We start from the raw sequence: 25,172 nt of genomic DNA on the forward strand, positions 1-25,172 counted from the left end.
CCATAATCAATGGAGAATATCTTTGTTGATTATGGAAGTTTTAACACAGCTATTTATGAATCTTGTCAAACAATTCTTGGTTTACTAAAATGACCTTCTACTTCTACAATGACCTCTTCAACAGACATTATTTTTTGATATAGGGAGATTTTGAGCTTAATTTCAAAGGAAATACCACTGTCTCCTATATTAATCTCATCTACTTGACAATCAGCCTCTAAAACTTCGCAATCCACTTCCGTATGTTTTGGTGCTTTAAGCAACACTTTATCCTCAGCTATAAACTTAATCGGCTCTGTTGTGAAAATACAATCTCTATTGTAAAAAAAATGAAAAATGACATACCCTACCTTCATCACTTTAACCTTCTGTAACACAACGGTATTCCAATCAGGTAGGGTTAAAGTTAATGAGTCTCTTCCGTACATTTGTGGAACTTCCGTACACGTAATCGGCGGTAATTTATGTGAATGGTGTAGTATCCCCTCTTGGTTAGAAAGAAAGCATTTCACATCCGAACTATAGAGCCAACTTAGAAACAGATTTGGATTAAACTCTATCTCAAATAACCCCATAAATTCCCCTTCATCACCATCGCAGCTTATTTCTATAGTCTTTAAATGCTCAACCTCAAATGTATGACATTCCCCTTCATTCAGTGAGTGTTGAACTTTTCCGTTTATCCCTATGATCATCTCCCCTTCACAACCACTTTCAAATACGATTGTCACAGTAGCAGGGAGTCCCTTTGTAAATTGATGATCTGCGCTCCATACAATTCTCGGGACTTTCCCAGAAGGGACAATAAATTCATCAACAATTGTACTAAAATCAACATTTTCTAAAATATCTGCTATCCATTCAGTTCTAGTAAGTTGGTACGTCCAGTCAGTAAATTTTGTTACTTTAATACAATGTGTTTCACTTTTATTAAGTTCATTGAGAGTCAATATCCATACACCCCCATTGCTAAACATATAGTATGTGACAATAGCGGAATTGTTCCGGATTGTAACTATATAGACAAACACCCTTTTTAGTTATCTACATATACTGATAAGGAATGTACAATCACCACAAAGCAGGAGTTTTCAACAAAAAAAACCTTCTATACGAAGGTTTTCTAATCGATTACGAAAAGTGCAAAGTTTTTATATGACGAGTATTGCTAAAAACCGTTTCCTCCCGTGCAGTAACCAATTCAATAATATTATCTTTCACGTTTTTTAGTTGACCAATTTTATCTTTATCTTCACCTAAATCAAATACGACCATTTGTCCTTGTAGTTTCTTTACTTGTTCTTCAAACGTTCTCGCCAACGTAATGGATGATGGATTAACCGGAAACTTCTGCTTATCAAGTCCATATGGTGTTTGATGTTGATTATACGGAATTAACCATTTTAAGTGTTGGAATGGAATAAACATTGTTTTAAAGACTGGTGAATAAAAAACAATATAATCATTCATTAAGTTGGTCACATACCCATGGATTGAATTTTTCGAGGTAACGCACAGTTCTACGAATAGACCCTTTGCATTATTCACGATTTTGCGTAAGGAGATCTCATCAGTATAAGTGTTTATTGGTGTATTTCCGGGATTCGTAATTTGTTCAGTCTCATCCACCCTCGGAATTTTCACTTTTTGTATATGAAAAATAGGCATATAGTAAAAGTCTCCTTCTTTTGTATATAAGACGATTATGTCAGACCCTATCTCAATGAGAATTCCGATTTTTTGTTTATGACCAGAAATTTCAACAACAACTTGTTCTCCTATATAATGGCTTAGATGCTTCAATAAACTCACCTCAATTCTTAGATATTATTTTTTGTACAGGACCTGTACACTTTTATAGACATAAATACTTTTAACCCTTACTTAGATAAGAAAAAGTATCGGTATCTTTCGCATGAGACACCTCTTAACGGAAGAAGAAACCGATACTCTTGTTAACTATAACTTAACCATTTACTTAGTGAGGATGTTACAGTCTGGACTTTGTAGAACCGCTGTACATTTTAATACTAAATGATTTTTTGCCGTTATTTTTGTTTTGATTCTTCTGGTTGTTAGAATCATTATTTTGATTTTCATTTTGATCTTGGTTTTGATTGTTTTCATTAGATTCTTGTTGATTTTGATTATTTTCTGCATTTTGGTTACTTTCTTGTTTTAACACATAGCTAATGTTTCGAATATGGAATGTTGCAATACGACAAACTTCTTTCTCACAAATTAGAACTAAATGTCCGTCGGAGCTATCTGCAAGAACACCTTGCATGCTCTCTGGGCCACCGCGATTAATTGTAACCCACTTATATCTCATATTTTTTAATAACTCAGTAAAATTATCTGCTTCAACATATTCTGGTTTTACAAAAGTCACCATAGACATCGTGTTCCCATTTTGTGCTTGTGCTTGGTTATTATTATTTCCTGATCCATTTTTATTGTCACTAACTGCATAACTCAAACTCTTCACATGTTCTAACTGATAATAAACAACCCCGTCTTTCTCAGTGTAAAGAACTAAATAATCACCCTTCACATCAAGCAATCTACCATTTCTTGCCTCTGGTCCGCCTCGGTCGATACGAACCATTTGGTCTTTCATTGCTGTTAATACATCTGAAAAAGTATTGGTTTCCTCAATCATAGACATCGTCGTCATTACAGATTCATTATTGCTTGTATTCATGCTTGTTGTTGAATCTTCAATTACACTCTTAATATGACTAGTCTGATAAATGACGACCCCCTCTTCATTTGTACTTAACACTAAATAATCAGATTTAACTGAAATTAACTGACCTTTTCTGGATTCAGGTCCACCTTTAAACACTTTGACTGCTTTACCTTGTAATGATTCAAGGTAGTTTAGATTAATATTTTCATTCATCAACTTTTGCCTCCTTATCAAATATCATTGTGGGGTGTTTATAATGTATCTATATGCGTAGACAACGTTTTGGTCCTAATCTCTTGCCTATTTCTATAAAAATAAGCATTTGTCCATCAGAGAAAAACCTAGATTCGGATTCAATTAATAAAAATGTCCCAAATATGTAATAGATTCCATTGAAAAACCATTAAAAACAGGGTTTCATTGTTAGATATTTAACTCTTAAGGAACATCACCCATAAGTGGTTTATTAAGAAATCTACTTAAAAAAACCTGCACCTAGACAGGAATCTAGTGCAGGTTTACTTACCATTAATTATCTATTTATTATTTTATCAATTGTGGCTTCAATTATTGCTGCAAATCCAGCAATGGCCAGAATCAAGATGAACGGTTCAACCCATCTGAGATTAAAATAATAGGCCCCATATAGTAATAGGGAACTCCAAATCCCGGTACACCAGTAACAGCTTAATAACTCGCCAATCCACCTCCGTAAACCTTTTCCCTTTATATGAAGGTAGGATTCAACCGTTCCATCCGGAAATTCTTCATCAATGATCTCATGAAATGGACGACGGATAAAAAATGTAATTTTATCATAGATTAATAATCGTGTTAGTCTAAACGATGCTAAGCTAATTATGACAAATTCAAACCAAGTAATCATGTATTTGGACCTCCTCCCCGTTTTACAATCCGAAAAAGGATAGATAAACATATAACCATTTTATGCATAGGATATAGGAAGGAACATTGACATTGAAAAAATGGGCAATGGTAAAGTTGTGAAAGCATCTATAATACAGGAAGACGTCTAAATCATTGATTTAGACGCTATACTAAATGTTACAGGAACACCAATTTTATCCAAGCATTTAGAATAAGTAGGGTCACTATTGTTGTTATCGGAATTACGATTATCGTTATCTTTAAATAATCCTTCCAAGTCACTTTTATCCTATTTTGGCGTAAGATGTGCATCCATATTAATGAAGCCAGGGTACCTATTGGTAGTAATAATGCACCGATATCACTGCCAATAATATTCGCTAAATAAATGGTTTGAAGTGTTAGCGTATCGAGCTCCATTTCTGTCAATGCAATGGTACCAATCATTAATGCAGGATGGTTATTAAAGATATTAGACAAAATGGAAACTAACCCTCCCATTACAAGGCTTGCTTGAAAAAGCCCCCCACCTACTATTGGTTTAAAAGCGGAAACTAGTAATGACGTTAGACCTACATTGTGGAGTCCATAAATAATGACGTACATTGAAAAAGCAAACACTAAAATGTGCCATGGCGTCTTTTTAACTAAATCAATTGGATTTGTTCCTAAATGATACCACCTGAACATCAGTAGCACTAAGGATCCAAGAACCGCTACAAACTCGATGGGAATAGAAAAATAGGAGGCAACAAACAAAAGACATCGGATTAGTAACACAAATAAGATTATTTTAAACATAAAATTTGTGCGTTTTTTCTTTAATTCTGGTGGTTGACTACCTATTTTTAATGGATGAAAATCCGGTGCAACAATAGATTCCTCATTTTCAGAAAGTAAGATTGGAAGCTTTTTCGGAATCTTATTTTTCACTAATAAGAACATTAACAGTGACATGATTAGTAATCCTAACATTGCAGGTACAAACATCATTGCAGTTTGTGTATATAAAGTCATATTTACAATCTTCAAGGCAATTAAATTTACAATGTTACTTACTCCAATTGGTGCACTCGATGCTGTTGCAATTAATGCTCCACTTAACAAATAGGGGATCTGCTGTCTAGGTTTAATACGTAGATTTTTTAGGAGGATTATTAGAATAGGTGTTGTAATTAATATACTTCCATCGTTGTTGAATAATAATGTCATTAGAAAGCATAACAATTGGATGTACCAGTAAAGACGGTATCCTGACCCTCTCGCTAGGCTAACTAGACGCGAAGCTGTCCAATGGAAAAAGCCAAAACTTTCTAAAGTTATTGCCATTACGATAGTTGAAATGATCGTGATTGACGCCCCGCCTATTTTACTTATAATATCTACTATATCCCCGCGTGTAACAATACCCGATATCAAGATTAGAACAGCTCCAACTGTTGCTGGCCATGCTTCATTTATTCCTCTAGGCCTCCAAAAAATAATAGACATTGTTAGTATAAAGACACTTACTGCGATCCATATCTGAACATTCATTTTTCCCCCCCTTTCAAATGCCTTACATTGACATTTGTCCTTACTTGTCTTATACACTATATTTATATTCTTTTTTAGAAAGATGGAGATAGATATACGTCTAATTCTATTAAAATTGTACGCTTGTCATTACGGTCAAAATGTACCACAGAGAGATATAACTATATAAAATCTAGTAAATATTGTACCTTAGGGTGATATGACTAGAATGTATATAGTGAAGATATACCAGAATGATAAATAACCAATTTGCAAATAATACTTAAAACGACAGTACTCACCTACATTTACCCAACACAAAGCACAAAAAATGACTCCAGTAAAAAACTGGAGTCACTTTATAATAAACCAATATCGAAGGGGATTTGAATAATCTAATGTCATGGAGTAATTTCTTAGTTTTCTTGATTCTTTTGAGGTATTTTTGGAGACACTATTATCGAACATACGTATAAATGGCTCCATCACTATCATCATCATTTAAACTTGCTACAATGCGGAAACCTTGTTGGTACAAGCATGTATTGGCATCAGTGAAAGAGGTAACACCGTTTACAATTTCGCAACCAGTGTCTTCAGTTTGTGAACTTGTAAAAACTTGAGTCACTAAGTTATTTGCAACATCCACTAGAAGGTTCACAGTATCACCATTATAGTGACCGTGATGATGTTTATGTTTCCCATCAGCCTTAGCTGAAGCTTTTGCATTACCTTGATCGGAAGCTTTTGCATTGCCTTGATCTGCTGCTTGTGCGTTTTCTGAAGCATCTTTGTTATGCCCACGATCTTTGTTGTGTCCATGGTCTTTCTTAGGCATCTAATTCCCCCCTTTCTGTGAGTCTAATGTATTATATAAAGGTTTCCTATTTTCGAAACGGCATTTATACTAGAATATATGTCTATTTTTTATTCGATCACAAAATTATTATCTATTAGCAAGTGAGTCTTAACTAACTTTTACATATGTAAAGAGAAGCAATAATTATCTTCTCCATATATTATCATTAAAATATTTCACATTTGAATTTCGTCTTTTCTTATTTTCCCGATATTTGTCGGTTTGATCTAATAATTTCTTCGTAGCAATTTCAAACTCTTCATTTGATATTTCCTTTTTAACAAGAGACAGACATAAAAAGGCAAGTGCAACTGGGACCATATCGATTTCCACCATTACATTGACATCAACATCTGAATTACCACTTTTATTTACTGATGCTTGTATAGATTCCGAATTTGATAATCGATTTTTACTAGACTTTCCCCATACGTCTTTGTCACTAAATAACGATTCCATAATAAGTCCTCCTGATCGTAACATTTAATAAATACGGGGCAACACAAATATACCCCGTATCGATCACAGATCAAAACCAACCTAAAAATTAAATCTTTGATCTTGATTTTGATCTTGATCTTGATCTTGTTCTTGATCTGAATCTGCTTCAGCACGAGTTCGTGCTCTTGCTCTAGAATTAGAATCAACATCAATATCAACGTCTACTCGTGAATTACCACTGTGTGCGATCTTTGCAATATTTACATTTTTATCTTTTACTCTAACGTCATTTTCATTGTCAAGGTCGTTGTCTAATCGAGCATCAATTTCTGCATCAGTACGATTGTTTGCTTCATTTCTAGAACTTCTATTGCCAAAAATATCTGGGTTTCTCCATACACTCATGTTATCCCCTCCTTCTCTTTTAGATAGAATAGTTTATTCGAAAGCTAGTAATATGCTTGGACAAAGGTCCACCAAAATGATAGACAATGGTATATTTTTTTAAAAAAATAATAGATTATTACCCTTACATATAGGTTTGTAAGGGGCATCTTTCGTTTCTATTAAAAATTAGGATACTATCACGAAGGTATAAAAACACATTTATTAAATTTAGTAGTTTTCTCCACTAATTGCTTATACACATTATGTGACAAGTACATAAATTAATCATGTAGAAAGTAAAGGAGGGGAGCAAATGAGGTTAGATTCATCAAATCTACAAGAATCCCAACAGAAGCTTATGGAAATTCTTGTGAAGAATGTTTTTAGGAAACATGGTATTAAACCTAAATCAAATACCCTAACAAGTCAGCAACGCCAGGAAATTCGTAATACAATGCAAAAGTTGCAAAAACAAACTCAACAATTTTTAGAAAATGTACAGAAGAATGTTACAGAAAACGATGTGAACCCACAAACTCATTTGGCTGACAGTGTATCAAACCGAGCCAAAAAGAAAAAGTAAGGCTTACCAATAAATTGAAAAATACTAAAGGAGGAAATTTATTTATGAATCAAGAAACTTATCGATTCAATACCGCAAATCAAGGAAATAGATGGTCAGCTCTTGACCCTACTTCAAACCATCCTTGTTTTAATGACGACGATGTCGTCCAGGAGGGCACTCAAGTTTCTTCAAACTTCCAATTAAATGAAGAATTAATTTTTATTAAAGATTCTTGTGATGTAACTGTTACAACTACTGATACAAAAGCTGCACTTAACTTACAAGCTGCATTACAAGCTGCTATTGCTCTAGTTGTAAGTATTTCTATAGCTGATGGTTCTGAAGCAGAGAGAGTGACACAAGAACTCTTACAATCTACTAGAAACAAACAGATCTCTCGCCAAAAGACTGTTATCGAAAATTCTAGAAACGTAAACGTTACAACTACAGATACTCAAGTAGCCATCAATATTCAATTATTACTTCAACTTTTAATTGCACTATTAGTAGAAGTAGATATTCTCTAGTCACTTTCATTACAGTATATGTATAAATTCCTAGTGTTGCCATTGCATCCTAACTTTTTACAACTTTATATTTGTTATTTAACTATGGAACAGCACTTACAAAAAGACACAAACCCACGAAAATATCTGTGGGTTTGTGGTTTACATGATTCCTAAAACACAAGAGCTCAGGAGAATAAGAAATCAATATTCATTATAAAATTATATTTTATATTGATAATATATTAGTTAAATCAGCAATAAGTCCTTACCTTTTCTCCTTTCCTTTATAAACCTAGCTAGTGAACTAATGTTCAAATTCTATTTAAGGAGGATATAAATTGGGGAAGGTTTACTTTGAAAAGTCGAATAACTCAAAATCAAAAGATAACGAGAAAAAAGATAATAAAAAAGACAAATAATGCAAGTACACATATAGTTATATGTACGACAAAAAAGCTATTTTTTCCAATCATCAAGCAATCTTTCACATAGATACGAATTCCTAACTATACAGGTCTATTTACCCCACTTTTCGAAGTGGGGTTTCATTTTGCATTGTTAATACTTATTCGTTGCCTCATTTGCACGCTGAGTTTCTTCCAGCCTTCGAAGCAATGCTTTTGAACGTATGTATGCCAGATCTTCTGTTCCGCCTGAGTCTTCTACCTCCCGCAATTGTTCCTTTGCTTGTAGTACCAAGTTTTGAGCATGCTGGAACCGCTCCATGTCCCCATTTCCTTGTGACTCAATTACTGCAAGTTGAGCTTCATCTACAGTCTGCACGAATTGCTGCAATAGATTATCCATTTCATCTTCTCCTTTTAAAAAAGTGATACAAGCTCTCCAACTCGAATACAATTTCAAAGACAAGTCTTTTTAAGAGGTGTAAATGTTATGGGCGTTCTTTTCAGTTATGTTCTATTAGGTCTCAGCCTTGCAGCACCCATCGGTCCCGTTAATGCTGCACAATTAGACAGAGGTATTAAATACGGTTTCTTCCACGCCTGGCTTGTTGGTGTTGGTGCAGTACTCGCTGATGGGGTATATATGCTTATCGTTTATTTAGGATTGGTATCCTTCATTAATACCCCATTTATTCAGATGTTTCTGTGGCTTTTCGGATGCTTTGTATTGCTTTATACTGGTTTTGAAAGTATGCTAAATGCCGGTAAAATCAATCTCCAAAACATCAGAAACCGGGAGCCTGCTTTTAAAGCCTTTCTCTCAGGGTTCATCATGTCGATTACAAACCCGCTCACTATTTTATTTTGGTTAGGAATTTATGGCTCCGTATTGGCCAAAACAGCTTCCACTTCAACAAGTAGCGAACTAATCCTCTATAGTGCAGCCATCTTTTGTGGACTACTGCTATGGGATATAACAATGGCAACTGTGTCTAGTGGTTTTCGAAGGATTTTAACTTCACGTCTATTAGGTTTCATATCCATTTTATCAGGGCTTTCCCTTGTTGGTTTTGGTGTCTATTTTGGTTTCCAAGGTATAAAGCTTTTACTAAGTAGTCATTAAGTTTTCTGAAGTTTTTCAAATAAAGTGTCCATGCCCTTGGACTCTTTCTTTTTACTACCTTTATTTTTGATGTAAGCAACTATAAAGATAATCACAATAAACCCGAGACTAATAAAAAAGCCTGGACGAATTTCTTTACTAAATAATGTTCCACTGACAGCAAGTAAAATGAATAGTACTCCAAGATAATATTTCATTTTTCCAACAAATCCAGGCTTTAATAGTCGGTTTGCAGACAAGAGAATAAATAACCAATTGTATAAGAGCATGAGCCCTGCTCCAGTGGTTACATATTCGTAAATACTATCAGGCATTAAAAGTGAAAAGATAATAGAAGTAAGTAGACCGGATGCTGTTAAAATAAAGGCAGGTAATGGTACCTTTAATTTACCTTTTTTTGAAAAGATCTTTGGGGCATCCCAATCTTCTGACAAGTTCACTAAAATACTCGTTACCCCATATAAAGCAGCCACCATTGTGGAGAATCCGCCGATAATCAATGCCCCATTAAAAATATCAGCGACTAATGGAATATTGTAATTATCTAATGCAACTACAAATGTACTTTCTTCACCTGTAAAGACCTTCCATGACACGAGCATCACAGCAAGACCAACGGAAGCTAAATAAATGATGGTTAGAAGAAGAAGCATCACCTTTCCAGCTTTTGGTGCTTCACTCTTGTCCTTTAGCTGGGTCGCCATTAACCCCATTACCTCAATCCCACCGAATGCATAAAACGCAAAAATCAAGGCCGACCAGAGCCCCATTATTCCTTTCGGGAAGTATTCAGCTGGCAATTGAGGATCCCTTGTTCCATCGATAGCACCCGTTACTGCCAATACCGCAATTACAATGAACATTAGGATTGCCGATATTTTAATGAGAGCGAAGACATTCTCTAATTTGTTAATTCCACTTGTACCAATTAACAATACAGCTAAACCTAACACACCATAGATTGCAGCAAACACCCATAAAGGGGTACCAGGAAACCAAAACTTCGTAAAAATAGACAATGCTGTAAGCTGACTTCCCATGATAAGCATTTCGGCACTCCAGTATATCCAACCTATACTAAAGCCAGCCCACCTTCCAAATGCCTGTTTTGCATAAGTACGAAACGCACCTTTCTCAGCCTTTTTTGCAGTAAGTTTTGCTAAACCATCATAGACAAAATAAGTACCAATTGCAGCTATAATAAATAGAATCAACACAGAGGGGCCAGCTGTTCGAATCGCAATGCTGGACCCTAGAAAAAATCCTGTGCCTATTGTACAGCCAACTCCAAAAAGGGAAAGTTGCCACCATTTTATTTTTTTCTCACTTTTTCCTTTAGCCATATCCCCTCTACCTCTTTACCTTCTGGAATAATGAATCTGTCCGAACCCGCTTGGGTGGTTTTATAAAAAATAAAACAAGAACGGTTGCTACAGCCGAAATTCCAGCTACCGAGAAAAACAAGATATCATGTGAAAGCTTCATTAAAATGGCAAAAACGGGGGGACCGACAGCAACTCCAATAAATCGCGCACTACTGTAAATAGAGGTAATTGTACCTCTTTCATCTTTCTCAGTACCATTCGTAATGAGTGCATCCAAACTAGGAAGTGCAACCCCGATACCTATTCCGCAAATGACAAGGGCAGCTATGAAAATGTACAAATTTTCCGTGTAACAAATTCCAAAAACAGCTATAGTAGCTGCCAAAATCCCCGAAAAAATAATCCATTTGATTGTATTTTTATCATCACCAAGCTTTTTTCCAGTGATATATGAAGATAAGCAAAGTGCACCGAGGGGAATTGCAAGGATAAGACCTTTAATAATTCCATCAATCCCGTACTTATCCTCCAAAATGGACGATAAGAAAAAGAGCATCCCAAAAAGAATATAGAAACAAATGGCCCCCACGATAAATATTGAAATCAACCATCGCCCCTCTTCCTTAAGGGTGCGTTTGATTTTCTTCAGGAAAAAAGAAAAACTTGATGTATCCACTTCATTATTTTTTGGAGTTTTTATAAGAAATTGAATCAACAGAATAGAAATTAAGCAAAAAATGGGAAAAGCAAAAAAAGGCATATACCAAATCAAAGCTGCAAGTATTGCACCTAAAATGGGACTAAGTACCTTTCCAAATGTATTAGATGTTTCAATTAAACCGAGTCCAGTATTCACATCTTTTTCACTTTTACACATATCACCTACTAAAGGCAGAACAATTGGGGAAGCACCTGCGGCTCCAACACCTTGTAAAAACCTGCCAATTAAGATGATCAAATATGGATTTTCAAATAGCCAGGATGCTAGTCCAGATATTAATCCCCCTATTCCTGCAATAATTAAACTTGGTATTATAACTTTTTTTCTTCCGATTCGATCAGAGAGAAAACCAGCGATTGGGATTAAGATAATAGCTACAATCGAATAGATCGTTATGATTAAACTGGATTGAAATGATGTAATACCAATTTCTTTTTCCATAATCGGCAAAATGGGAATTAGCATAGAATTACCTAAGGTCATGACTAATGGGATGGATGCTAGTGAGAGCACTCCCCATTTCTCCGTTTTATTCATTTCTCCTATCTCCTTCGGAATTCTAATATTTATATCAAGATTAACCTATCCTTAAACCTCTCTTACTATGCATGGTGGATACTAAACGCTAGGATAAAAAAACCCACTAAAAGTGGGTTTCTTAACTAAATTATGTCTTGTCCATTTACAGCTGGTTATAAAGAATAAATTACCTTAAATCAGTGCTTTAATTCCCTGATAGCTAAAATAAACACCAAATAGGATTAAAGATGCTCCCGAAATTACAGAGATTGCAATTAGGGTTTTTACATTTAATAACTTTCTAAAACCGGTGGTAAGGGCCGCAACAAGGATATCCCAGAAAGTTAGCCCGAGGAAGATCATACTGCTATATATCAAAAGTAACTCTGTTCCATTTGTCTGGGCCGTTTTTGCCAATACAGATCCATATATCCCCAACCAGAAGAGGATAGATAACGGACTAGAAATAGATAAGATAAACCCGGTCAAAAAACATTTAAACAATGAATCCTTTGCCCTTTGGTATGTTAATGAAATCGTATTTGCATTTTTAATGCTCTCAAATCCAGAATAAATAAGAATAAATCCTCCAAATAACCACAGAAAAATTTGTACAATAGGTATATCTAAAAATTGAACCATTCCCAAATAAACCATTAACATAAAAACTCCATCTGCCATCATCGAACCTACACCTACAATCCATGCATGCCAGAACCCATTCTTGATTCCTTTATCCAAACGTGCAGAATTTACCGGCCCGATAGGAGCTGCTAATGTAAAGCCTAAGATTATGTAACTTATTAAAATACCAACACTCAAATACATCACCTCTATCCGCTTAGGTCAACTTGTAAATTTTATGACAAGCAGTAGAAATACATGTCCAAAAATTTATTAAAATAGACCTTAAACAAGAGGTTTCCAGGTTAAATATAAATAAGCAGAGCTATTCATAAGAATCACTCTGCTAGTAGTTTTTTATTCTTGGCCTTATTAACAATCGCCTTGTTTATGAAGGTGTAGAGGTGGCGGAATTAACCAGCCTTTTTCTTTATTTAATCGAAGTACTTTCGCACCTAATGCTGCTTTTTGATTATGGAATTGTCCATACATCATCGCAACATCTTCTCTAATTGATTTACCAATCACCTGACTACATAATACGATACCTGCAGCAATATCCGCTGAAAGTGTAGCAGCAATTGCTGGATCTGGTACTCTTGCACCTACTGGAATGTCCTCTAAACAAGCTTCGGGCGGCTCTGGTGAAGCTGGTGGTAATCCAATACCATTTTCTTTTAGTAGTTCTTCCACCTGTTTTGTTTCCTGCTTGCCTAGATTGATCGCTTCAGCTAATAATTTTTTCAAATCATCGTCCCCAGCATGATTAATCAGGGTTTGATAACCTGAAATCATCGCATTTCCAACAAGTACTGAAGACCAGAGATCAAAAACCTCGCCGTAATGTAAAGGCTCTTCCTTTGGATTTCCACTTAAGATTCCCATTGTTGCCCTCCTTAAAATAGTTGAGATTTTATCCATGTACTGTGCACTCCTTTGTTAAGCACATGTTTAGGTTATCCATCACTTTATTATTTATTTATGACCTATTTTAAAATTTGCATTAACACTACTCTTGGGTTAATTACTAAAAAATGATATGATTAGTATCAGATACTAAAACTAGGTATAATAAATAAAGGAATAACATTCTTGATGTTCTTATGGAGGTAACTATGGAAGATTTAATTCAATTAGAAGGTAAAAATATTGTAGTTATGGGTGTGGCCAACGAAAGAAGTATTGCTTGGGGTGTTGCGGAATCCCTATATAAAGCTGGAGCAAAAGTAATTTATACATACCGTCTAGATCGTTCTCGCGAAAAGCTTGAAAGATTATTAGAAAAATACAATTATCCCGCAGAAATGATTGTTAGATGCGATGTGAACAGTGACGAAAGCATCACTCAAGCGTTTAATGAAATCGGTGAAAAAGTTGGAACAATTCACGGATTAGTTCACTCCGTTGCGTTTGCAAACGCAGATGACCTAAAAGGTGATTTTATTGATACATCCCGTGATGGATATGCATTTGCACAAGATACAAGTGCATATTCCTTAGTCGCTGCAGCCAAAGCAGCACGACCATATTTAGCAGAAGATGCTTCAATCATCACGATGTCCTACTTAGGTGCTGTACGTGCATTGCCTGGATATAATGTAATGGGAGTTGCAAAAGCTGCACTTGAAGCGTGTGTAAGATACCTTACATTTGACCTTGGAAAAGATGGGATAAGAGTCAACGCAATTTCAGCTGGTCCCATTAGAACATTGGCTGCCAAAGGAGTACCAGGCTTTAATGATATTATGAAGATGATTGAAGAAAAAGCTCCGTTAAAGAGGAACGTTACAAAAGAGGATGTTGGAAATATGTCCATTGCTATGCTAAGTAACCTTTCACGTGGAGTAACTGGTGAGGTTATTTATGTGGATTCAGGATATAATATCGTAGGTTAACATGAAATGCACAAGGCGCTCGCACTTCGGATTATGACTTTGCCGGCAGTGCCTGAAGCCAGACAATAAAATGAGGGCAAACCATAATTATGGTTCGCCCTCTTTCCTTTAGAATTCTAAATCTACTCTTAACTCATCAACATACTCTCTCGAACCAGTTACGATTAAACGATCTCCTAGCAGAAGTTCTGTGTCACCATGTGGAACGATTGAGTCTTTACCTCTAAAAATACGCACAAAGATTACATCTCCAGTAAACGGGAAATTCCGTAACATTGTACCATCATAAAGACTATTGTTCATTTCGATCTGATACAAGGACTGCTCCTGGTTTGTCAAGATTGTCATGATACTTGGCGCCTCAATTAACGCACGGAGTAATGTATTGGTAGACATTAGTAATGAGAAGACATCTATATTAAGGTCTTTTAGCTCATCACCCAGCTCTCCTGATTCAATTCTTGCAATTACACGGTCTACTCCATTTTCCTTCGCGAATTTTGCAATTTCAGCATTCATTTCATCAGAACCCGACGTTACCACTAGAATATCTACATCAAATACATCGGAATCTTTTAGTGTGTCTATCGAATAATCGGAGAGTTCAACAATATCAAACACTGAATCAGAATGTCTTTTATCTATTTTATCCTGCACAGTATGATATAAAGTTGTATCATATAGTTTCGAATTCAATTCTCGCGTTACTGGTAAGGTCATTTGGTTTGCACCAATAAACGCAACACGGATAACTGGTTCTTCGTCCACTTGTTTTGGAAAAAGCTTTTTAAATCCAATAGGTGAAACTATACTCGCAATTACTGCAACCAAGATTAATGCACCTGACATTCGGTCATCAATGATTCCCATCTTCTCCCCAACAGTTGCAGCAGCAATAACGAGGGATAACGTTGAAGTTAATAACGCACCTGCCCCTATCGTTGTTCTCCAATCATACCATCGCTTAATATAAAGAATCGGAAGCATTTTTGAAATGACTAATGCTAGAAATAACAAGGGAATGAGCAATAGAATCTTCGGATCTTGGAATAGTGCCCATAAATCAAGTTCTACCCCAATCATTACGAAAAAGATTGGAATTAAAAATCCATAACCAAATGAATCAAGCTTTTGGACCATTTCATGGTTGGGTGATAACAATGATACTAATACACCCGCTAAAAATGCTCCCAATATATTTTCTGCACCAATTGTCTCTGAAAGGGCAACTAAAATCATAATTAACGCAAAAATGGCTCTTGTTCCAATTTGGATTGTTCCCTTTGACATCGTTTCTAGGAAGGAACGATTTTGGAACCTTTTTCCAACAAAATATAGGAGTATTCCTGCACCGAACAAGATTAATAATAGCCACATATTGCTTTCTCCGCCACCATAAATCGAAGCAAAAACAGCAAGTAGAATCATTGTAACGAGGTCAGCCACAACTGCAACTAATAAAATAACCTGACCGATATTCGTTTTCATGATTTGGGCATCTTTGAGAGTTGGTACTACAACTCCTAATGATATAGTGGAAATGATTAATGTCATTAAAAATGCATTATCTGTAAACCCAGTCCACACAAACATGTATGATAATAGAAGTGATAAAATAAAAATTCCTGCAAAAACTATTACGGAAACTAAGAAAGTATTTGGAGCCTTTTTACCATTAGGAAGCTTTTGTCTCTTTTTCCCACCTGCAAAAGCAGTAAAGTCAATTTCAACTCCACTTAAAAACATTAAAAAAATAAATCCTAGTGTAGATAATGTTTCAAGCCACATATCTGGTTCGACGACATCGAAACCACTTTTTCCAATGATAATCCCCATGATAATTTCAGCTACAACGACAGGTATTGCCCGTAATTTAAACCTATGTAATAACAGTGGTGTCAAAAAGGCCACCACCATCACGATTACTAATGATGTTAATGAAGCACCATGTTCCATACTTTACCCCCTTGTGAATAGTATGTTTTAAATTAAATAACCCATAAAGAAAGTTGCTAATCCAAAATAAATTAAAATACTGATAATATCATTGATTGTGGTGATAAAAGGCCCTGACGCAACAGCCGGGTCAACCTTTAATCGATGCATAAGCAATGGTACAAGTGCACCTGCAAGAGTCGCGACTATTAATGTAATTAAAATTGAAAAACCAACTAATAATCCAAGAAAGAAATCACCTTTCCACAAATAAACAACCAACATTATTACCGTTCCACAAACAGCACCTGTTATTACTCCTGTACCGGCTTCTCTCATGATCAATAGCCATTTATTTTCTTCCTCATCTTCACCAATCGCTATTCTCCGGACAGCAACAGCCAGGGCTTGTGTTCCGGTATTCCCCGCCATACCGGCAATTAAAGGAATAAAGACAGCTAATATAGCAACCTGATCAAGCGTGGCTTCAAATCGACCAATTAGGCTTGCCGTTAACATTCCAAGGAAAGATAAGATAATGAGCCACGGTAATCTCTTTTTCGCTGATGTTAAGATGTTTTTATCTGCTGAATCAACGTCTGAAATACCTGCAAGTTTTGAGTAATCATCAGAAGCTTCTTCATCCATAACATCGATAATATCGTCTACTGTAATTATCCCCAATAAATGGTTTTGAAAGTCAACAACCGGAACAGCTAAGAAATTATAGTCTTTCATCCTCCGTGCAACTTCTTCCTGATCTTCACTTACAGACACGGAGACAACTCGGTCATTCATAATTTCACTAATCATTGTGTCATCATCAGTAACAAGTAAATCTCGAATTGAAATAACACCTACAAGGTGTTTTTCCTCGTCTATCACATAAATGTAATATATCGTTTCAGCACGAGGGGCTTCCTTTTTCAAAATATACATCGCTGATTTAACAGTTTGATTGGCATGTATCGCGATAAATTCGGTAGTCATAATACTACCAGCTGTGTATTCCTCATAATGAAGGAGCTGTTTAATCTCTCCTGCTGCTTCAACATCCATTATTGTTAAGTAGCTTGCGACCTGTTCTTTATCTAATTCATTTAATACGTCAACAGCATCGTCCGCATACATTTGAGAAAGCATATCTGCAACAAAGGTTGGTTCCATCTCTGATAGAAGTTCTTCATATTCATTCTCATCTATTTCAAGGTTTTCGAAAACCTCTGCCATTTCCTTAGGAGACAAAAAAAGATATACGCGCATTCTAGCATCTTTTGGTAATTTCGCATAGAATTTTGCTCTTTCATATGGATGTATATCTAAAAATACGGTCCGGAACTCGTCAATATTCTCATTTTCAAGAGCTGTAAGCAATTGATCATTTTCTAATTGCTGTTGCTCTTTTTCATTTACCTCTTGTTGTAACATGTAGTTCCCCCCTTACAACTGAAATAATAAAAAAAATTTACATACATTATCAGAAATGTAACATACGACCATTTACTTTTTGTGGCTATATGTATATCATTTTTTATTTAGTGATGTGCTATGTAAAGATTTGCAATCAACCAAAAATAAGCTAAGATAAAATTGGCTATATATGATAAAGTGGATATTGAATTATACCCTGTTTTCTATAATATAAAACTCGTGCCAGATTAGAAAGGATTTTTTTCTCCATGAATAAAGAAAATACTCCACAAAAAATTGATTATACATTGTTGTTTATTTTATTTCTAATGGCTATCGTTAGTGCCATTGCCATCCAAAGTGCACAGCCCTTTTTACCGGAAAAACTAAAAAATATCAATTTCGCTGCACAACAACTTCAATGGTATGTAATAGGAATTGTTGCGATTATTGGAACAATGGTTATAGATTTTGATCGATTTAAAATGATTTCCTGGTATTTATATGGATTCGGGATGGTGCTATTATTTGGTCTATTTGTTGAAAAATATGTTGTAGATATCCCTTTTGCTTCGAAAGTAAAGGGAGCAACAAGTTGGTACAACTTTGGTTTTGCAAGCTTCCAGCCCTCTGAATTAATGAAAATATTTATGATCATTGTGCTAAGTAAAATTATTTCAGATCATCGTGAAAATTATCCGATTAATACAGTAAAGGACGATCTTCTACTTATTGGAAAGATTTTATTAGCCTCTGCTCCTCCGATTGGTTTTTTAGTGTTACAACCTGACATGGGAATGACCATGGTTTTTATGTCAATCATTGCTACAATGCTTCTCGTTGCTGGAATTAAATGGAGAATTATTTTCGCAGCCGTATTTACAGCTGTTTTTACAGTATCTGTAGGGGTTTTTCTATACTTTAACTTTCCTGATTTTTTCTTTAAGTATATTATAGAAGACTATCAGATGAGTCGATTTTATGGCTGGCTTGCTCCTTTTGATACTGCGGGTAATGAGGGACATCAATTAGTTCGTTCCTTACTTGCAATCGGTTCTGGCCAATTACACGGCAAAGGGTTCCAGGAATCTGAGGTTACGATTCCAGAAGGTCACACCGATTTTATTTTCGCTGTAGTAGCAGAGCAATTCGGATTTGTTGGAACAAGTATTATTATTTCTTTATTCTTCTTATTAATCTATCGAATGATTCATATAGCATTAGAAAGCCATGACCCATTCGGCAGTTATCTATGTGCAGGTGTAATTGGAATGATCACGTTCCAAGTATTCCAAAACATTGGAATGACGGTTGGAATTCTACCAATCACAGGGCTTCCGTTGCCGTTCATTAGTTACGGGGGGAGTTCCCTTGCAACCTATATGATTGCAATTGGGATTGTTCTAAATGTTCGTTCTAGAACAAAGAAATTCATGTTTGATTAACTTTAACTTAATGAAATAAAATCACGCCATTTTTCTTATAATAGTGAGAGTGGCGTGATTTTTTTTATGTTAATAACTAGAATCTAATATATACTGGCCAAAAGTGCAGAGAAGCGTTTTTAGGAAGGTGTTTTAGGATGAAAATTGATGTTATTGGTGACATACATGGATGCTTTCAGGAATTTAAAGAATTAACAACAAAGCTAGGTTATTCCTGGGAAAGCGGGATTCCACTACATAATAGACGCAAATTAGCTTTTGTCGGTGATCTAACAGATCGTGGACCTCAGTCATTAAAAGTGATAAAAACAGTGTATCAGCTTGTTGTTCAAGAGAAGAAGGCATATTACGTGCCTGGTAACCACTGCAATAAACTGTATCGCTTTTTTATTGGGAATAAGGTTCAAACCACACATGGCTTGGAAACAACGGTTGCAGAATATGACGCATTATCCAAAAAGGAACAAGAGTCAATCCGTAATCAGTTTATTGAATTATACGACGAAGCCCCATTGTATGAGAGGTTAGATGGAGGAAAGCTAGTGATAGCTCACGCCGGAATTCGTGAGGATTACATCGGCCGCAATGATAAAAAAGTAAAAACCTTTGTATTATATGGAGATATTACGGGAAAGAACAACCCTGACGGAACCCCGGAAAGACGCGATTGGGCTAAGCATTATAAGGGATCTTCTTGGATAGTCTATGGGCACACACCTGTGAGAGAGCCAAGATGGGTGAATCATACCTTAAATATCGATACAGGTTGCGTGTTTGGAGGTAGTTTAACTGCTTTAAGGTATCCTGAAATGGAGACTGTAACTGTGCCTTCTACAATGCCTCTTGTTGAGGAGAAGTTTCGGGAGTTTGGGTAGGTGATGTTGGATTAAGGTTTGGAAACGAGCACGAAATGTGCGATACCTTTTTGGCTGGGTTCCTCGGCGATCGGGTACGATTCGACCGATTACGTTACCCTTTTGTTGTGGTTTCTCCGAGAACGGGTACGATTCGATCGCCTACGTTACCCTTTTGTCCGGGTTCCTCGACGATCGGGTACGATTCAATCGCTTGCGTTACCCTTCTATGTCGGTTTCTCCGAGAACGGGCTCGATTCAATCGCTTGCGTTACCACTTTGTTCGTATTTCTTTTTAAAAACAGGTACGCATCCTTCCTACACAAAAAGCGACCTCAAAAGGTCGCTTTTTCCAATAATTTTTTCATATCCTCGGGTAGTTCTGCCCGAAAGGATAACTCTTTCTTATCCATTGGATGCCAAAATGAAAGTTCCCTGCAATGGAGTGCTTGCCTGCGTATATCCGCCTTCTTCCCCCCATACAGATCATCTCCAACAATAGGATGACCAATATGAGATAGATGAACACGGATCTGATGGGTACGTCCCGTCTCTAGCTGCAACCACACATGCGTCCACTCACCAAACTCTTGAATAACTCGAAAATGAGTAACCGCCTTTTGTCCATCCTGCCGCACTTGACGCTCAATAATACTATCGTCCTTCCTACCGATTGGGGCATCAATCGTCCCAGAATCCATATCCAATTTGCCGTGTACGATCGCTTCATATGCCCTTTTCAATCTTCCAGCCTTCTGTTGCTCAGATAATAGATGATGAATATGGCGGTGTTTAGCAACTACTAACAAACCTGATGTATCTCGATCAAGGCGATTAACTAAATGGACAGTCGTATTAAGACCTATAGATTGATAATAAAACAATAATGCATTGGCTAAACTGTCTGACCGGTTTTCCCGTGAAGGGATTGATTGCTGATGTGGAGGTTTGTTCACCACCATTACGTAAGGGTCCTCATACACAATCCGTAATGGTAGTTTATTAGGAAGTAATTCCATGCTCGCCTCCTCAGGCGGGAATACGACCTTCAAGACCTCACCTTCCGTTAAAAGATGCCGAACTGTAACAGATGCTTCATTAATAAAGATACCGCCACCAGCAAACTTAATATCTGTAAGAGCTGTTTTCGAAATCTGCTGCTCCCTTAAAAACTCTCTAATTAATTTTCCCGTGTCCCGTGATGAGATTTTCCATTCTAATGTAAATTGAGCCACAATCCTTTTTTCCTTTCAAATTTGTCCATCCACGACCCGCTTCGACTATCGTTACTTTCTTCTACCTAGCTTACGATAAATTCATCATCGGTTTACTTTGTTCACCATGTTTCCTTTATCTCCTTTAGGAACACAGACTAACTAAGACACGTCCTTTGGCAATGTCTGTGTGTCCCACCTTGAACCTTAGTACGTTGGTCGCTGAACACTCGCCTCCGAATTTCTGTCAATCCGAAATAAACGAATCACGAACTCTTTTCCAGAATGGGAAAGGTCGGAAGCGTGCAAAACGTACTTTTTCCGGAGCTACGCGGCATTGAATGGACTTGACATCCTTGTGTAAAAGGGTTAAATGGTCAATCGTGATATGAAAATCCACATCATTCACTGGTTTCATCACAATCGTATGGTGATTTGGTAAAATCAATGGCGAACCAACAGTTCGGAATACCCGATTATTAATCGATGCCATTTCTGCAACCTGAATTGCCTCGATTGACGGATGTAATATAGCACCACCAAGCGCCTTATTATACGCAGTGCTTCCGGAAGGTGTGGAAATACACAACCCGTCCCCACGAAATGTTTCAAAAAGCTGACCCTTAATTTCAAGGTCCATTACAAGTGAGCCTTCTACACTTTTCACCGTACACTCATTCAATGCGAGATACCTTGACTCTCGCCCCCCATTAATATACCGGATATATACTTCAAGTAATGGATATTCAACCACTTGATATGGGGTTTTTGCGATAGCAATCACTAGTTTTTCAATCTCTTCCGGAACCCAGTCAGCATAGAATCCAAGATGTCCTGTGTGTATACCTACAAATGCTGTTTTATCCAAACGACTGCGGTAACGGTGAAAGGCATATAATAGTGTTCCATCTCCTCCGACAGTAACTACAATATCTGGTTGGTCCTCATCATAAGTAAGCCCGAAGTCCATTAAATACGTTTTAATCTTATGCATTAATGTATTCGAGTTCGAGTCACCCCTCGAAGTTACAGCAAATTTCATATTTTACACCCTATCTATTATGATTTTTCCCGCATTAACGGGCAGTAAAATTTTGTTTAAAACAACTTTAGTAGGCATGTAATCACTGCCCGTAAATGCCCGATAAAGTGAACGAAGGCTAAGAACGCCACGTCCTGTGGCACCGTCTTCGTGACCCACATCATGTGGGCCTCAACTAACAATCAGAGGGGGCTGAAGTATCCCCCTCTGATTGAAGTTTCACTTTATCAGAGTCATTACCTTCAGCTTTTCTAGAAAATATAACTTGTGCTTCTTGAATTTCGCCACGGATCTTAGACATTTCCTCATCAAGCTGAAATGCAGCCTCTGCAGCACGTTGCAGTCGATTCTCAATCTCTTGCGGGAATCTGCCCTTATATTTGTAATTTAAGGAGTGTTCGATGGTTGCCCAAAAGTTCATAGCAAGTGTGCGTACTTGTATTTCTACAAGAATCTTCTTTTCTCCATTAATAGTTTGCACTGGGTATTTGATTACAAGATGATAGGAACGATAACCACTTTCTTTCTTTTGGGAGATATAGTCTCGTTCTTCAATGATTTCAAAATCTTTTCGCATCATTAAAATTTCAACGACCCTTTTAATATCGTCTACAAATTGGCACATCATTCTTAGACCTGCAATGTCTTGCATCTCTTCTTCAATATTATCGAGTGATATATTTTTCTTAGCAGCTTTATCTAGAATACTAGGGATTGGCTTTACTCTTCCTGTTACAAATTCTATTGGGGAATGGGTCCCTTGCATTTCGAATTGAGTTCTCATTCCTTTTAGCTTAACCTTTAGTTCATCAACAGCTTGCTTATATGGAGCCAAAAAAAGATCCCAGTCTTTACTCATAATAGCCCCCCCTGTTTTTCTAAGCTATAACAATCAAAATGTTTTTTCAACAAGCTCGACCATTTCATTTCCATAGTTGGTGTTACCTTCAATGTTTTGTAACAGGTATTCCAATTCAGGGATGATATCGATAAGTTCGAGTTCATTCTCTTCAAGGTGTAAAATAACTTTTTGTTTTTCTGATATAACATTTTTAAGGGACGGCCAAATTGATGATGGCAAGCTCACATATATAAATTCTTTTTCATTTTCAAGTTTGTAGATAAATGCTAACGAGTCAGAATCCACAAGCATTTGTCCACTAGACTGTAAACCAGTTGTGTCAAAATTTGGTTTTTCCGCAATTAGCTCTAATTGGTTGTTAGAGGTTTTCATTTCACTAATCTCAATACGTTTCTGCATTAGTAAGCTCCTTTTTCTCTTTTCAAAATCCAAACTTATTTTATCATATGTACAGCCATTCTTTAAAGAATTGCTATCCAAATCCTAAAAAAGATACACCATAATGATATAATAAAAAAAACTAATACAAAGGACAGGTTGAAATTATGTCACAAGAGCTTGAAATTGAGTTTAAAAATATTCTAGAGGAAGTTGAATACCGTCAATTGTTAACTGCATTCTCAATTAGTGAGGACAGAAAAATAATCCAAGAAAATTTTTATTTTGATACCCCTGAATTTTCATTAAAGGGTGTGGGGGCTGCCCTCCGTATTCGTAAAAAGAATGGAATATGTACTCTTACATTAAAACAGCCTGTTAAACGTGGTTTGCTTGAGACACATCAAGTACTAAGCAAGGAAGAAGCCGAGCAAATGCTTAATGGTGGAAACATCATTGAAGGCGAAGTCGCATCTATCATAAAAGGATTATCAATCGAACCTCTGGACGTTCTTTTTTTTGGCTCCCTTAAAACGAAACGAGCAGAAGTCGAATACAAAAATGGGTTACTTGTGCTGGATAAGAGTTACTATTTAAATAAAATTGATTTCGAGGTAGAATATGAAGTAACTGATGAAGTTAGCGGAAAAGTAGTATTTAAAGAGTTACTCGAACAATACAAGATCCCTATTCGGAAAACAGACAATAAAATTCTGAGGTTTTATAATCGAAAGAAACAAATTCTACTAGGAGAGGAACTCACTTGAAAATAGATTTAAAAGTAATGATGGAGCTTCAGGCTTTGCGTAACGTTTCGACATCCGATACACCGACTACTAGTAATGATGGTTCCTTATTTAAGGACATGATGTTACAGCTTATGTCTAATGCAACTAGTTCATCAACTGAAAGTATACGATCGAAGGTTAATCCTTCATCTTTAAATATCAATAATCATTATCTGCCTCTTACAATTTCGAACGCTGGACCTACGTCTATTCCGAACTCTTTTGATGAAATGATACAGAATGCGGCACAAAAATACAATGTGGATGCACGATTAATAAGCTCTGTGATTAAGCATGAGTCTAATTTTAATCCAAATGCGAAAAGCCATGCTGGAGCTACTGGCCTCATGCAATTGATGCCCGCAACAGCGAGAGGTCTAGGGGTAACCAACCTAACTGATCCTATGCAAAATATTGAAGGGGGTACAAAATATCTCCGAAATATGCTAGACCGTTATAATGGAAATGTTTCACTTGCCCTTGCAGCCTATAATGCAGGACCAGGTAATGTTGATAAGTATGGGGGAATTCCGCCATTTAAAGAAACACAAAACTATGTTAGAAAAGTAACAGAAACCTATATTGGATAAACATTGTTCTCCTGGACTAAAACAGGAGAACTTTTATTTTATAAGCGATTTAAACACTATTCCATAAATTTCATTCGCTCGAAAGTGCGCTTTATTTGAGTTAAATCTCATCCATTGATAAAATGTTAGTACACTTAACATATGATAGAAACTCCTTACGAGTAGAAAGGGGTAAGGTCTTGAAACA

27 protein-coding genes are annotated in these 25,172 nt (G+C 36.3%); 8 read left to right on the forward strand and 19 right to left on the reverse strand.

Features of this window, described 5'->3' with window-relative positions; genetic code table 11:
* Positions 1–65: 65 nt before the first annotated feature.
* The 8 genes from NST91_RS18495 to NST91_RS18530 all read right to left on the reverse strand — a co-directional run bounded on the left by NST91_RS18495 (position 66) and on the right by NST91_RS18530 (position 6,800).
* Positions 66–950, reverse strand: a complete 885-nt coding sequence (locus NST91_RS18495; RefSeq protein ID WP_341332305.1) for a BMQ_0737 family morphogenetic spore coat protein — start codon at positions 948–950, stop codon at positions 66–68.
* 181 nt (positions 951–1,131) lie between these two features.
* Entirely contained in the window at positions 1,132–1,803 is a 672-nt protein-coding gene (locus NST91_RS18500) for a YwrJ family protein (protein ID WP_341332306.1), read from the reverse strand.
* 187 nt (positions 1,804–1,990) lie between these two features.
* A complete protein-coding gene (locus tag NST91_RS18505; protein WP_341332307.1) occupies positions 1,991–2,905 on the reverse strand; it encodes a hypothetical protein in 915 nt (304 codons plus the stop codon).
* A gap of 319 nt (positions 2,906–3,224) precedes the next feature.
* The gene (locus NST91_RS18510) at positions 3,225–3,578 is read right to left on the reverse strand and encodes a DUF1360 domain-containing protein (RefSeq protein ID WP_341332308.1); all 354 of its coding nucleotides are present in this window, start codon (positions 3,576–3,578) and stop codon (positions 3,225–3,227) included.
* Between the two features lie 179 nt (positions 3,579–3,757).
* Positions 3,758–5,116: an arsenic transporter gene (locus NST91_RS18515; RefSeq protein ID WP_341332309.1), complete on the reverse strand. Its 1,359-nt coding sequence runs from the start codon at positions 5,114–5,116 to the stop codon at positions 3,758–3,760.
* A 436-nt stretch (positions 5,117–5,552) separates the two neighbouring features.
* Entirely contained in the window at positions 5,553–5,933 is a 381-nt protein-coding gene (locus NST91_RS18520) for a hypothetical protein (protein WP_341332310.1), read from the reverse strand.
* A gap of 165 nt (positions 5,934–6,098) precedes the next feature.
* Positions 6,099–6,413, reverse strand: a complete 315-nt coding sequence (locus NST91_RS18525; RefSeq protein WP_341332311.1) for a hypothetical protein — start codon at positions 6,411–6,413, stop codon at positions 6,099–6,101.
* A gap of 81 nt (positions 6,414–6,494) precedes the next feature.
* The gene (locus NST91_RS18530) at positions 6,495–6,800 is read right to left on the reverse strand and encodes a hypothetical protein (RefSeq protein ID WP_341332312.1); all 306 of its coding nucleotides are present in this window, start codon (positions 6,798–6,800) and stop codon (positions 6,495–6,497) included.
* A gap of 295 nt (positions 6,801–7,095) precedes the next feature.
* On the opposite strand from NST91_RS18530, the gene NST91_RS18535 reads away from it, so the two are divergent.
* Together NST91_RS18535 and NST91_RS18540 are read left to right on the forward strand one after the other, a co-directional pair.
* Positions 7,096–7,365, forward strand: coding sequence for a DUF1216 domain-containing protein (locus NST91_RS18535; protein WP_121445366.1), 270 nt, complete (start codon positions 7,096–7,098; stop codon positions 7,363–7,365).
* Between the two features lie 44 nt (positions 7,366–7,409).
* On the forward strand, positions 7,410–7,874 hold the full coding sequence (locus NST91_RS18540) for a spore coat protein (RefSeq protein WP_121445367.1): 465 nt from the start codon (positions 7,410–7,412) through the stop codon (positions 7,872–7,874).
* 540 nt (positions 7,875–8,414) lie between these two features.
* Here NST91_RS18540 and NST91_RS18545 read toward each other — a convergent pair.
* Positions 8,415–8,663 carry a hypothetical protein gene (locus tag NST91_RS18545; RefSeq protein ID WP_341332313.1) on the reverse strand — a complete coding sequence of 83 codons (249 nt, stop codon included), beginning with the start codon at positions 8,661–8,663 and terminating at the stop codon, positions 8,415–8,417.
* A gap of 87 nt (positions 8,664–8,750) precedes the next feature.
* On the opposite strand from NST91_RS18545, the gene NST91_RS18550 reads away from it, so the two are divergent.
* Positions 8,751–9,383, forward strand: coding sequence for a LysE family translocator (locus NST91_RS18550; protein WP_341332314.1), 633 nt, complete (start codon positions 8,751–8,753; stop codon positions 9,381–9,383).
* Here NST91_RS18550 and NST91_RS18555 read toward each other — a convergent pair.
* The 4 genes from NST91_RS18555 to NST91_RS18570 form a co-directional block, all read right to left on the reverse strand.
* Positions 9,380–10,726 carry an amino acid permease gene (locus tag NST91_RS18555; protein ID WP_341332315.1) on the reverse strand — a complete coding sequence of 449 codons (1,347 nt, stop codon included), beginning with the start codon at positions 10,724–10,726 and terminating at the stop codon, positions 9,380–9,382. The genes NST91_RS18550 and NST91_RS18555 overlap by 4 nt on opposite strands.
* Positions 10,727–10,733: 7 nt before the next feature.
* Entirely contained in the window at positions 10,734–11,966 is a 1,233-nt protein-coding gene (gene bcbE, locus NST91_RS18560; protein WP_341332316.1) for a bacillibactin exporter BcbE, read from the reverse strand.
* Positions 11,967–12,140: 174 nt separating this feature from the next.
* Positions 12,141–12,770, reverse strand: a complete 630-nt coding sequence (locus tag NST91_RS18565; protein ID WP_341332317.1) for a LysE family transporter — start codon at positions 12,768–12,770, stop codon at positions 12,141–12,143.
* Between the two features lie 174 nt (positions 12,771–12,944).
* Entirely contained in the window at positions 12,945–13,457 is a 513-nt protein-coding gene (locus NST91_RS18570) for a DUF3231 family protein (RefSeq protein WP_341333560.1), read from the reverse strand.
* A gap of 230 nt (positions 13,458–13,687) precedes the next feature.
* Here NST91_RS18570 and fabI point away from each other — a divergent pair, with 230 nt between their 5' ends.
* Positions 13,688–14,467: an enoyl-ACP reductase FabI gene (fabI, locus tag NST91_RS18575; RefSeq protein ID WP_341332318.1), complete on the forward strand. Its 780-nt coding sequence runs from the start codon at positions 13,688–13,690 to the stop codon at positions 14,465–14,467.
* Between the two features lie 108 nt (positions 14,468–14,575).
* Here fabI and NST91_RS18580 read toward each other — a convergent pair whose 3' ends face one another.
* Complete coding sequence (locus NST91_RS18580; RefSeq protein ID WP_341332319.1) at positions 14,576–16,423, reverse strand: monovalent cation:proton antiporter family protein; 1,848 nt, start codon at positions 16,421–16,423, stop codon at positions 14,576–14,578.
* Positions 16,424–16,450: 27 nt separating this feature from the next.
* On the reverse strand, positions 16,451–17,830 hold the full coding sequence (gene mgtE / locus NST91_RS18585; RefSeq protein WP_341332320.1) for a magnesium transporter: 1,380 nt from the start codon (positions 17,828–17,830) through the stop codon (positions 16,451–16,453).
* Positions 17,831–18,081: 251 nt separating this feature from the next.
* Here mgtE and NST91_RS18590 point away from each other — a divergent pair, with 251 nt between their 5' ends.
* Both NST91_RS18590 and prpE read left to right on the forward strand, forming a co-directional pair.
* A complete protein-coding gene (locus NST91_RS18590) occupies positions 18,082–19,257 on the forward strand; it encodes an FtsW/RodA/SpoVE family cell cycle protein (RefSeq protein WP_121445377.1) in 1,176 nt (391 codons plus the stop codon).
* A 137-nt stretch (positions 19,258–19,394) separates the two neighbouring features.
* Entirely contained in the window at positions 19,395–20,132 is a 738-nt protein-coding gene (gene prpE, locus NST91_RS18595; RefSeq protein ID WP_341332321.1) for a bis(5'-nucleosyl)-tetraphosphatase PrpE, read from the forward strand.
* Positions 20,133–20,446: 314 nt separating this feature from the next.
* On the opposite strand, the gene NST91_RS18600 is transcribed toward prpE, so the two are convergent.
* The 4 genes from NST91_RS18600 to NST91_RS18615 all read right to left on the reverse strand — a co-directional run bounded on the left by NST91_RS18600 (position 20,447) and on the right by NST91_RS18615 (position 23,628).
* Entirely contained in the window at positions 20,447–21,346 is a 900-nt protein-coding gene (locus NST91_RS18600; RefSeq protein WP_341332322.1) for an RluA family pseudouridine synthase, read from the reverse strand.
* 226 nt (positions 21,347–21,572) lie between these two features.
* Positions 21,573–22,367 carry an NAD kinase gene (locus NST91_RS18605; protein ID WP_121445380.1) on the reverse strand — a complete coding sequence of 265 codons (795 nt, stop codon included), beginning with the start codon at positions 22,365–22,367 and terminating at the stop codon, positions 21,573–21,575.
* Between the two features lie 175 nt (positions 22,368–22,542).
* The gene (gene yjbM / locus NST91_RS18610) at positions 22,543–23,226 is read right to left on the reverse strand and encodes a GTP diphosphokinase (RefSeq protein WP_341332323.1); all 684 of its coding nucleotides are present in this window, start codon (positions 23,224–23,226) and stop codon (positions 22,543–22,545) included.
* A gap of 33 nt (positions 23,227–23,259) precedes the next feature.
* Entirely contained in the window at positions 23,260–23,628 is a 369-nt protein-coding gene (locus tag NST91_RS18615) for a UPF0738 family protein (protein ID WP_341332324.1), read from the reverse strand.
* A 146-nt stretch (positions 23,629–23,774) separates the two neighbouring features.
* On the opposite strand from NST91_RS18615, the gene NST91_RS18620 reads away from it, so the two are divergent.
* Together NST91_RS18620 and NST91_RS18625 are read left to right on the forward strand one after the other, a co-directional pair.
* Positions 23,775–24,374, forward strand: coding sequence for a CYTH domain-containing protein (locus tag NST91_RS18620; RefSeq protein ID WP_341332325.1), 600 nt, complete (start codon positions 23,775–23,777; stop codon positions 24,372–24,374).
* On the forward strand, positions 24,371–24,985 hold the full coding sequence (locus tag NST91_RS18625) for a lytic transglycosylase domain-containing protein (protein WP_341332326.1): 615 nt from the start codon (positions 24,371–24,373) through the stop codon (positions 24,983–24,985). The genes NST91_RS18620 and NST91_RS18625 overlap by 4 nt, the downstream gene beginning before the upstream one ends.
* Positions 24,986–25,172: the final 187 nt, after the last annotated feature.

The organism is Ferdinandcohnia sp. FSL W7-1320, assembly GCF_038050315.1.
GTDB classification, from domain to species: Bacteria; Bacillota; Bacilli; order Bacillales; family Bacillaceae_L; genus Ferdinandcohnia; species Ferdinandcohnia aciditolerans.